The sequence below is a fragment of the Acinetobacter sp. AB03 genome, from assembly GCF_058107045.1.
Map to the genome: position 1 here is coordinate 152,802 of NZ_JBUEBA010000002.1, position 10,584 is coordinate 163,385.

Sequence of the window (10,584 nt, forward strand, 5' to 3'; positions counted from 1 at the left end):
CTGTTAAATTGCTAGCCGTAAATTAAATGCTTTTACAACTTTGATCATAGTATCGAAACTAGGGTTAACCTCACGAGAAAGAACTTTATAAAGGCTTTCTCACCTAGACCAGTATCTTCAGACAATTGAGTCATCCCTTTGACCTTTGCGATAGTTCCCAAAGCTTTAGCTATAAATGCCGCATCGCAATTAGACGGGAATAACATTATGTGTCGTTCAATGACAAATCTTGTGTCACCTGACGTCACAAGTGCAAAACATATAAAATACCCTTTTATGTTATTTTAGAGTATGCCTCCCTTTTACTGACGGTCTGATTTTCGGTTTTTATTGCACCTTGGACAAGTTGGTGCGTTGCACATGAGGTAAGAATTATTATCACTGTAAAAGGATATTTTATTTGTATTGTGGCCTCAGCAATTATTATATGGTTCTTATATCACCGTGAATACGGTGCTGAAGAACCCTGTGTGCGTTTGGTAGTTAACAAGCCATGATTTCTGCTTTACTGCACTTGCAAGCTGAAATTAAAATGCCTAATTCAGTCCCAAAAAATGAAAGCTTTCGTGATTGTAGCAGGTCAGAACAGGGTTTTAGGTTTGCTGCGTTATTCCCAAATTATCAAGCAATGTGTGCCTGTATTACAGTCGTTAAACTCCCCTTAAAAAATATATCTTCTCAATAACCGTCAAAAGGATAAGCGATGGAATATATTTATGACATATGAAAAATAGCTGTTTAATCAGCTTTTTTACATTGCTTTGTGTATTTCTTTCGCTATAACAGCTATTTTATCGGCCAGTTTTACCCATTCGAGCAAGTAAAATAACTGGGATTAAGCCAACCAATACAATGAGTAAAGCTGCTATTGCACCATCTTCATAGGTGCCTCTTGAGGCTTCCGCATATAGCTGTGTAGCAAGCGTTTCCATATTTAGTGGTCTTAGTAACAGAGTGGCAGGCAATTCTTTCATGCAGTCTACGAAGATCAATAATGCAGCCGAGATGATCGCAGGGCGTAAAAGTGGGAAATGAACTCGCCATAAAATACCCCGTCTGTTCTGTCCTAAATTGCGTGCAGCATCATCAATAACCCCATGGATCCGGTTATATCCAGACTCTATTCCACCAATCGAAATGGCCAGAAAACGAACAGCATAGGCATAGATCAAAGTGAAACTAGTACCCAAAAATAGTAACCCTGTAGAAATGCCGAGCTTGAATTCAAGAAAATCTGCCACCGCATGATCGAGAGCACCCAACGACAGCATAAGGCCGATTGCGAGCACAGTACCCGGAATGGCATAGCCTAAACTTGCAATACGACTAAACCAGGTATTTCGGCTAAATCGTGCAGCGCTGACAATCAAGAAACCTATAAGGATGGTAATGAATGTGGCGATACTGGCTAAGGTAAGGGTATTCATCGAAGTTTGTAATAAATATTCAGAAAAACCAGCGTATTGAATACGTTTATAAGACTCCACCAATAAATGGCTGAACGGGATGAGGAACCCAATACAAACAGGGATAAGTCCAAGCCCGAATAATATTAGCGCTCTGGTTCCTTTAATGGGTTGAGGAGACATCAGCCGGCTGCGTTGAGCCGAGTTCATGTAACGCTGTTTGTGTCGTCCCAACCTTTCTATGATCACTAAAAAGGTAATGATCATGAGCATAAAAATGGCAATCTGTGCGGCACTTGCCAGATCAGACTGGTTGATCCATGTTGAATAAATGGATAACGTTAGTGTTTTAATGCCAAGAAACTCTGTTGCACCGATGTCATTAATGGTTTCCATTAAAACCAGACTGGTGCCCACTGCAATTGCCGGTCGAGCGAGTGGCATCGCGACTCTCAAAAAGACCTGATCGGGTTTCAGTCCCAAGCTGCGTGCGACTTCAATCAGACTTGCTGACTGCATTAAAAACATTGCGCGGGTGCTTAAATAGACATAGGGATAAAGGACGAAACTTAATAAAAAGATTCCTCCCCACACCGAGCGGATATTAGGGAACCATAGCTGTTGCATGTCTAACCCCAACCCGTCTCGCAGCAGGCTTTGGGCGGGACCAATGGGATGCAGAATATCGATATAGCTATAGGCAATGATATAGGTGGGTACTGCAAGAGGTAACAGTAGTGCCCAGTCGAGAAAAGCTCGACCATGAAATTGATAAGCCGTGACGATCCAGGCACTTCCTGTGCCAATAAGAATGGTCAGTAGACCAACACCAAGTAGAAGTAAAGATGTTTCTACCAATGTAGGTGGGATAACATAGCGAATCAGATGTTCCCAAATATCACTATTGCCTTGCAGTGCTGTCCAAACTAAAGCAAGGACGGGTAAACAGGCGAGAAGCGTCAATAGTCCACTTAGCGAAAATAACGAACTAAATTCAAATTTCTTTTTTGGCATTGAAGATCTAGGTATGATGAGAGGTGGAAACAAACCTGATCTTACAGAGAGAGTAAATCCTCCCTGTAAGTCGAGCGAGATTTAGTGATTAAACTGTACCTTATCAACCAAAAGATTGGCTGTTTTGCGGTATCGGGCAATTTCACTTAAGCGAATTGAATCCACCTTGAGTTTGCCAAAGCTTGCAATAATCGGGTCAATTTTAACCCCAGGTTTCACTGGATATTCAAAATCGCTTTTCGCATAGATCGCCTGAGCATGGTCAGAGACTAAAAACTCGAGCAATTGTACTGCTTCTTTACGATTGGGCGCATATTTAGATACGACGGCACCTGAAACATTGACGTGTGTACCACCATTTTCAAATCGCGGTAAAACCACATTAATGGAATTGCCCCAACGTCGTTGCTCTGCATCACCTGTGCGCATGGTGCCAACATAATAGGTATTTGCTACCCCAATGTCGCAAATCTTGCCGAGAATATCCCGTGCTACATCACGATCACCACCACTCGCAGGACGTGCTAAATTCGCTTTTACACCACGTAACCATTTTTCAGCTTCTTTCTCACCATGATGGGCAATATAGGCTGCGATTAAACCTGTGTTATAAGGATGGCTGCCGGAACGGATACAGATCTTATCTTTCCATTTTGGACTAGCCAAATCTTCATAAGAAATAGCAGTGATGGGAGTGCGCTCTTTAGAAACATAAACTGCACGTGCACGCATTGACAATGCATACCAGTGCCCATTTGCAGCACGTAAATTACCCGGAATTGAGCTGTTCAATACTTTTGAGTCTACACGTTGCGTCAAACCACTTTCGACTAAATCCACCAAATTCCCAAAGTCGACAGTGAGCATCACATCTGCAGGCGAACGTCGGCCTTCAGCTTTAACGCGTTCAAGCAACCCATCTTTAATAAAAACAGTATTGACTTTCACCCCAGTTTTTTGGCTGAACTCTTTTAAAAGAGGTTGAATTAGAACTGGTTCTCGTGTGGTATAAAGGTTGACTTCAGCTGCATGTACCCAGTTACAGCTAAAGGCAACTAGACCAGTTAAAAGAAGGTGAACTTTCGATAGTGATTTCATTTCTTATTTCCTTAACAGAGTTTAAACCTGAACTGCTTGTTCAAGCTGAGATGTGATGGCTATGTTAGAGTCGTCATCGGATGCAAAGAAGAAACATGCTGTTAAGTCTACGGATACATAGACTTGTTCAGTTTCAAAAAAATGCTGGAGATGGTCAACTTGAGCCAATAAAATGGTCGACTCAGCAGCAAGTTGCAGATGTAACTGGTAAGCGTGACCCATAAAACTGGATGAAATGACTTTTGCTGCGGCAGCGCCTTCGACTGGTTCTCTACAAACCTGTACCTGATGCGGACGGAAACAACAGGAAATCGATTTTTCAGCATATGCTAAGTTTTCAGGTAGTGCGATGTGACCAAAAATTGTTTTGATTTGATGATCTAACCGCTTGGCCGGTATTTCATTCAAAGCAGAAAAATAGCGTGCCGCGAACAGGGTTGAGGGCTGCAAATAAAGTTGCTTAGGTGTGCCGATCTGAATAATTTTCCCTTGATGCATCAATATAATTTGATCAGAAATTTGCAAAGCCTCTTCCGGATCATGCGTTACGATAACAGTAGTGGTTGCTGTCTTTTTTAAAAGGTCAATCGTACTTTGGCGGATTTGATCACGTAGCCGATGGTCCAGATTAGAAAAAGGTTCATCCATGAGTAACACATGGGGTTTAGGAGCCAAAGCACGCGCCAGAGCAACGCGCTGTTGTTCTCCACCCGATAAGGTGTATGGATAACTATGCATGTGATGATGCATGGAAACATGTTTTAAGGCTTGTTCTGCAATTTCTTGTCGCTGCTGTTTTGAGAACTTTTTTAACCCAAACATCACATTTTCCAGCACATTCAGGTGCGGAAACAACGCATAGTCTTGAAAAACCAGACCAATATTCCGTGCTTCTGCAGGGATGTGCTGTTCTTCATTCCAAAGAATGTTTTGTTCAAGCTGAATTGAGCCACTACTCGGTTCTTCTAAACCTGCAATCAAACGTAGCATGGTGGTTTTACCACAACCTGAATGTCCGAGTAAGCAAATGATTTGCCCACTCGTTGCAGACCATGTGGCTTGATTAACAGCAAAATGTGAGCCGAATTTTTTGCTTAATTTATTAATAGTTAATACATTGTTTGAATGTTCTGCATAGACATTCATGTTCAACTCGCAGTGCTATTTTCTTCACTAAATAATAACTAATAATCTTTCTCATGTAGAGAATTTTTATCAGTTTGATACAACATAAAATATTAAAATTGAGTATGGGTATATAAACGAAAGAAGTGAGATATTATTTTTGGAGAGTCTAGCTTTCTAACAACTCTCTTACGAAACTTTTCCTATTTTATATTTTTAGAACTAGGTGTTTATTTTTATATCAAAAGAAAATCCAAAAATGACACATGAATCAGTGTTAAACAAAAAATTTAAATGGATCTTCTTCTATGGTGGTCTTGGATAGGGAAGTAGTTTTGCTCTTATTTTCATATCATTAGATTCCTTCAACATAAACCTCAAGGTTTTGGCTCATTCCCTTTATTTTTAGCAATTTGTATTGTTGCTGGAATGATTCGTGGATGGGTAATGTCTAAGTCGACTATAGGTAGAAAATCTGAAAAAGCTCTCCTAATTGAACACATTATCATCAATTTAACATAATGGGCGTTATACGAAACGCATATAAAAATAGTTTTATATTTCAAAAAGTTATGCTATAAAAAAATTGGGACGCAAACCCGCAAAGCCGACTTGGAAACAAGTCGGCTTTTTTATAAGCAGTTTTGATAGTTCTTGCCAATAAATTTGACTAAAAATTACGCTTCTCAACTTGAGTGATACAATTTTGTGATACATTATTGTATATACAAATTTGAATGTTTTTTATGGAACAGTATTTTGAATGGGATGAGGCTAAGAATCGAAAGAAACAGAAAAAGCATGATATCTCTTTTGAAACTGCAAGCCTTGTATTTGAAGATCCTCTGCGGATCTCAATCCAAGACAGACATACCAATGGCGAAGAACGTTGGCAAACCATTGGTAGGGTAAAAGGCGTACTAATGCTGTTAGTTGCTCACACCATCTTTGATGAAGATGACTGTGAAATCATACGAATTATTAGTGCAAGACAAGTCACTAAAGCGGAGCGAAATCAATATGAGCATGGTTAGATATACACGCAAAGAGCTGAATGAAAACTTCAGTGACAAGCAAGATGCTGAAATTAAACGCTTGCTTGCTAAGGGAACTGTGCCTGATGATCAATTAGACCTATCTGATATTCCAGAAATAACCGACTGGAGTAATGCAGTTCGTCATGGGCAATTTTATCGTCCAGTGAAGCAACAGACTTCAGTTCGTCTAGATGCTGATGTACTAGCATGGTTGAAATCGCAAGGTAAAGGCTATCAAACACGTATGAACAAAATTCTACGTGAAGCAATGCTAAATGAACGTAAAAATCATCGATAAAAAAGGGTGCTATAAGCTCCCTTTTTTAATTTTAAAAAACACTAAATTTTGATAAATAGGGTTAACGTTACGCATTCCCAGGAATCTGAAATCCTGCATAGCAGTTTTGTTCTGTAAGTCGTTAAGAAATGCATTGCGCCAGTCATTAATATCAAAATCTTTTAAACCTTTCATTAGTTGTTTGTAGCGTGAAATACGTTCTTGTCGTGGCATTTCCAGTGCTGTTTTTAATACATCGACCATTGCCGTTTTATCGGTAGGATCAACCAGTAGTGCTTCTGACATATGCTCTGCAGCACCTGCATATTTGGATAGAATAAGTACACCAGGATTTGATGGATTTTGCGCGGCAATATATTCTTTCGCAACCAGATTCATCCCGTCTCGTATTGAACTGATCCAGCACACATCGGCTTGACGATAGATTTGCATCAAATGATGATGTTTTATTGCATCATAAATACATTCCACGGGTTGCCACTCTTCCTGTGCAAATTCCTGATTAATCATCTCGATCTTAATCTTGAAACGCTCAAATAAACGTTGATAAGCTGGAACTTCCAAACGGCATGGGCAAGCAATTTGTAAATGTTGAATATGCTGCTGATACTCAGGATATTTCTCTAAGAACTCTGCATAGGACAAAAAACGTTCCAGTAAACCTTTTGAATAATCAATCCGATCTACGCCGATAATAGTTTTTGCAGCATTCAGCTCTACTGGGCGGGTAAGGAAGTCTTGTACATCAATAAACTGCTGGGCCGCTTTTTGAATCGCTGTCGGATTTACCCCAATTGGATAGCATTTAATTATGGTTAAACGTTGATGGTAGCTTAACAACGTTTGTTGAATTTTCTGTACTTTCAATAAAGATGTGCATACTTGCATACACACTTTTTGATCTTTATCTGTTTGTAGACCCACCACATCGTATTGGCATAGATCCTCAATCAATTGTTGAGCACATGGAATTTTTTGCCAGATAAATAAAGGTGCAAAAGGAATATGCAGGAAAAATCCAATTTTATTCTGCATACCGAGTTCACGGCAATATTTCGCCACACTTAAAAAATGATAATCATGGACCCAAATGATATCGTCTGGATCTGCAATTTCGGCAAGTTTTTGAGCGAATAAATAATTTACTTTTTGATATCCTTCGTATTCTGATGTTTTAAACTCAATCAGGTCTGGACGATAATGCATGGCAGGCCAAAGTGAATTGTTGGCAAACCCTGCATAATAATCTGAATATTGAGAATTTGTTAAAGGGCAGGTGACATATTCAACTTTATCCTTCCGAAGAATATTAAAATGTACTTCCTCTTGCTTATGAACTCGTTCGCCATTCCATCCGACCCATACACCACCAATATCATCTAATGCATCTTGTATAGCGACTGCAAGCCCACCTGCTGTAGTTTTTTGTCCATTGGGAATACTGACTCGATTCGATAAAATAATTAATTTAGACATGTTTTCTCTCCATCTAAGTTGTTGTTACCCTTAACATTGTTGTCACAGTTCCGAGTGTGTTCTAAAAATAATTCCAAAAAATTATGTACTTGCTTTGTGTCTTTAAGCTGGTATTTCGCATAGGTAAGCCCTTGACCGACTTTGATTGAGATGCCATCTTCCACCTGATTCACAAAATAAAAACCATCTTCGTCCGTGACGTCATCGCCAATGAATATTGGTGTGTAAACCTCATACTGGTTTAAATGAGCTAAAACTTCCTTGATTGCCAAGCCTTTATTGGCTTGAGCGGGTATTAATTCATAAACGAATTTCCCTTGAATTAATCTTAGGTTGGGGAATAACTTTTGACCTTCTAATATTATTTTTTTTGCTATATCTTTTAGCTCTGGAGCTTTCCTATAATGCAATGCAATTGATGATTTCTTGTTTTCAATCAGTAAACTCGGATAGGCGATACATGCTCGAGCTAAAATTTTGTGAATATGTGTAATTTCTAAGAAACCCTTTGGTGTACGTAATTCTTTTTCATTTCCAAGATATATTTCTAATCCATGCAATGCAGCAATTGGAAGATCAAGGGATTCAAATAATTTACGTGCAGAATCAATGTCTCGTCCTGTCACAGCTATAACAGGAATTTTATTTGAAATAATTTGTCTTAAAATATTTAAAGTTTTAGTCGGAATATAACTGTCAGTAGGATCTAATTGAAAATCAGCTAAAGTTCCATCTATATCTAAGAATAGACATGGCTTATTGTAATTTGAGTTAAGCTTATCTCTTAAAGAGTTCAAATATTCTAATTGTGAAATTGATTCATCTATTATATTTCTCAATTTTAATATCTCATATTGCAATTATATTTTATTATAGGCTGATATTTTTTTTATAATACTTAGGTTGTCAATAAGCAAACACAAGCAGAACGTAATTTACATTATTAATGCTTATCATACATCGTAAATCTTTTTTACATGTTTAAGAAGAATTCATTTTTTTATATTTATTATGGCTTTGTTACACAAAGATGTATAAGTTGAAGTCGCTTTATTGCATAAACCTATTCTTGAAGGCTTCTTCAGCAATATAATTTTCAAATGAAGAAGCCTACACACAAAATCTACCGCACAACCAATTGGCCCGTATATAACCGAGCTCTCATTAATCGTAGGAATATTGCCATTTGGTTCGATCCAAAGACCTAGTGTATGCACAATCACAAGGCAAGCATGGTCGAAATCAAACTTATTCGAACAAATCCATCCAATGTTGTTTAATGATCAAATCCTTATTTCATCTAATGTAGACCAAAAAAGTAAAATCAAATTTTCCCATATTATTAACTTATTGTTCCTTAAATGTCTCATTCAAAGCCTGTTGAACTGCATCCACACGTGTTTTACAGGCTTTGTATGCAACCATAGACTCTTCAACGATTTTCATTAAATTGTCGATGTCTGGTTCTTCCTGCGACTCCAATAGCTCCGCATTCTTTTTAAGGACTTTATAGCCTTCCTTGAAAGAGAGTTCTTTTTTAATCATTACTAATTACCTTCGTTACATTTGCTTGAATGGTGCCATCCTGTAATTCTACTTGGACTTTATCACCTGAAATCTGTTGAATAGAGCGAATAGCTTTTCCTTCATTACGAACAATTCCGTAGCCTTTAGCCATCACGTTTCTTGGATTCTGAATTAAGGTTTCACGCATCAGTGATTCGACTTGATTCGTTGCCAGTTTGATCTGTTGCTGGGCTAAGTAATGTAGGGTGCTTCTCATCAAATCTACGCTCTTATTTGCTTCATTGATTTGCCCATGCGCAAGCGTCTTAATCATCCTCATGTATTGATCATTTTGGCTTTGGTACGCTGTGATTTGATGTTGGGATAATAGCTTAATGGTTTGGAATGAATCTAAGACATCCTGAGTCCGATCAGCAATTAGATTACGAATCCCACCAATTACCTTACTAGGTGTGTCAAATGAACGGTTTGCAACTTCATCTAGTATCGTACGATCTTTTTCGTGACCAATACCGACCCAAATTGGAACAGTTCGTTTGGCCAACAATGCTGCCAGTTCATAATCATTTAAATAGGCAAGGTCGTTTACAGCACCACCGCCGCGGATAATCACAATGAGATCAGGTGGTGTATTGAAATCGGTAGCCCATTCTCTGAGGCCATTACTGAGAGAGGTGATAATGCTTTGCGCAGCTGTGTTCCCTTGGAATGTTGCTGAGTAGTACTTGAAATGACATACACCAGATTTTTCTAAAGCATCAGCATCTTTTTTGAAGTCACCTAGACCTGCAGCATTTTCAGGAGCAATTACCAGGACATTCTGAATATCAAAAGGGGTAGGGATGAGCTTGTTCTTGTTTAATAGGCCTTCAGAGGTAAGTCTTTCTAAAATTTGTTGATAGCGCCGTGCAATGTCTCCAAGCGTATAGCTTGAATCAATATCTTCAACATTCACCGAAAAGCCATACTGAGGATCAAACTTGGCTCTGACTTTTACCAAGACATTTAAATCCTTTGAAAGCTCTATACCGCTTTCTCTTTCAAACTTAAGCACCATTTTCTGAGCTATAAATTTCCAGATGGTGCCTTTACAACTCGCTATAACTTTGTCGGTACTTTCATCCTTTTCAGCTAACTCAAGATAGTAATGTCCGCCCTTAATATTTAGATTACGGATCTCAGCTTTCACCCATACAGGCTCATTGAAAGTAATTTGAATTACTTCCTGTACTGTGGATAGATAATCACTAAGAGAAAACTGAGGTTCAGACATTAGGTCAATTATTTTAAGTGCTTAGATGAATAGTATTAAAGCAAAGCTATAAGTGCAAATTGAGAATATGCTCACTTGACCTTGATCAAGGTATATGGCATATTTCTTCTATAGTGGACGTACATATGGAAATTCACTTAATTACCGTAAAAAGCTCATCATTTGATGGGCTTTTTTTGTTACTAGATAATTTGATATAAAATGTGAATGAGATCTCAATATAAACCAAGTATATTATTTGGTATTAAGTTCTCCATGGTAGTTAATATCAGTTTATACCTGCACCTTCCCCAAGTTGCAGGTTTTTTTTCTTCATTTTTTATTCGATTT

The 10,584-nt window shown here is 38.4% G+C and carries 9 protein-coding genes and 2 pseudogenes; 3 read left to right on the forward strand and 8 right to left on the reverse strand.

Features of this window, described 5'->3' with window-relative positions; all coding sequences use genetic code 11:
• Positions 1-3: 3 nt before the first annotated feature.
• The 4 genes and pseudogenes from ACY3FQ_RS00890 to ACY3FQ_RS00905 all read right to left on the reverse strand — a co-directional run bounded on the left by ACY3FQ_RS00890 (position 4) and on the right by ACY3FQ_RS00905 (position 4,664).
• Positions 4-206: pseudogene (locus tag ACY3FQ_RS00890) on the reverse strand (addiction module antidote protein).
• A 585-nt stretch (positions 207-791) separates the two neighbouring features.
• Positions 792-2,420 carry an ABC transporter permease gene (locus ACY3FQ_RS00895; RefSeq protein ID WP_151836186.1) on the reverse strand — a complete coding sequence of 543 codons (1,629 nt, stop codon included), beginning with the start codon at positions 2,418-2,420 and terminating at the stop codon, positions 792-794.
• An 81-nt stretch (positions 2,421-2,501) separates the two neighbouring features.
• Complete coding sequence (locus ACY3FQ_RS00900; protein WP_005401415.1) at positions 2,502-3,518, reverse strand: extracellular solute-binding protein; 1,017 nt, start codon at positions 3,516-3,518, stop codon at positions 2,502-2,504.
• Positions 3,519-3,539: 21 nt separating this feature from the next.
• Positions 3,540-4,664 carry an ABC transporter ATP-binding protein gene (locus ACY3FQ_RS00905; protein WP_126034948.1) on the reverse strand — a complete coding sequence of 375 codons (1,125 nt, stop codon included), beginning with the start codon at positions 4,662-4,664 and terminating at the stop codon, positions 3,540-3,542.
• Between the two features lie 725 nt (positions 4,665-5,389).
• Here ACY3FQ_RS00905 and ACY3FQ_RS00910 point away from each other — a divergent pair.
• Positions 5,390-5,677, forward strand: a complete 288-nt coding sequence (locus tag ACY3FQ_RS00910) for a BrnT family toxin (protein ID WP_039890600.1) — start codon at positions 5,390-5,392, stop codon at positions 5,675-5,677.
• Positions 5,664-5,978, forward strand: a complete 315-nt coding sequence (locus ACY3FQ_RS00915; RefSeq protein WP_126034950.1) for a BrnA antitoxin family protein — start codon at positions 5,664-5,666, stop codon at positions 5,976-5,978. Before ACY3FQ_RS00910 ends, ACY3FQ_RS00915 begins: the two co-directional genes overlap by 14 nt.
• Before the next feature lie 9 nt (positions 5,979-5,987).
• On the opposite strand, the gene ACY3FQ_RS00920 is transcribed toward ACY3FQ_RS00915, so the two are convergent.
• Positions 5,988-7,454 (reverse strand): trehalose-6-phosphate synthase, encoded by a 1,467-nt coding sequence (locus ACY3FQ_RS00920; RefSeq protein WP_489773520.1) that lies wholly within the window; start codon positions 7,452-7,454, stop codon positions 5,988-5,990.
• Positions 7,442-8,293 (reverse strand): trehalose-phosphatase, encoded by an 852-nt coding sequence (gene otsB, locus ACY3FQ_RS00925; RefSeq protein WP_005399582.1) that lies wholly within the window; start codon positions 8,291-8,293, stop codon positions 7,442-7,444. Before otsB ends, ACY3FQ_RS00920 begins: the two co-directional genes overlap by 13 nt.
• A 261-nt stretch (positions 8,294-8,554) precedes the next feature.
• On the opposite strand from otsB, the pseudogene ACY3FQ_RS00930 reads away from it, so the two are divergent.
• Positions 8,555-8,757: pseudogene (locus tag ACY3FQ_RS00930) on the forward strand (transposase); the annotation flags it as partial.
• 44 nt (positions 8,758-8,801) lie between these two features.
• On the opposite strand, the gene xseB reads toward ACY3FQ_RS00930, so the two are convergent.
• Positions 8,802-8,999 carry an exodeoxyribonuclease VII small subunit gene (gene xseB, locus ACY3FQ_RS00935; protein ID WP_004638737.1) on the reverse strand — a complete coding sequence of 66 codons (198 nt, stop codon included), beginning with the start codon at positions 8,997-8,999 and terminating at the stop codon, positions 8,802-8,804.
• Positions 8,992-10,254, reverse strand: coding sequence for an exodeoxyribonuclease VII large subunit (xseA, locus tag ACY3FQ_RS00940; RefSeq protein WP_004638739.1), 1,263 nt, complete (start codon positions 10,252-10,254; stop codon positions 8,992-8,994). Before xseA ends, xseB begins: the two co-directional genes overlap by 8 nt.
• Between the last annotated feature and the right edge of the window lie 330 nt (positions 10,255-10,584).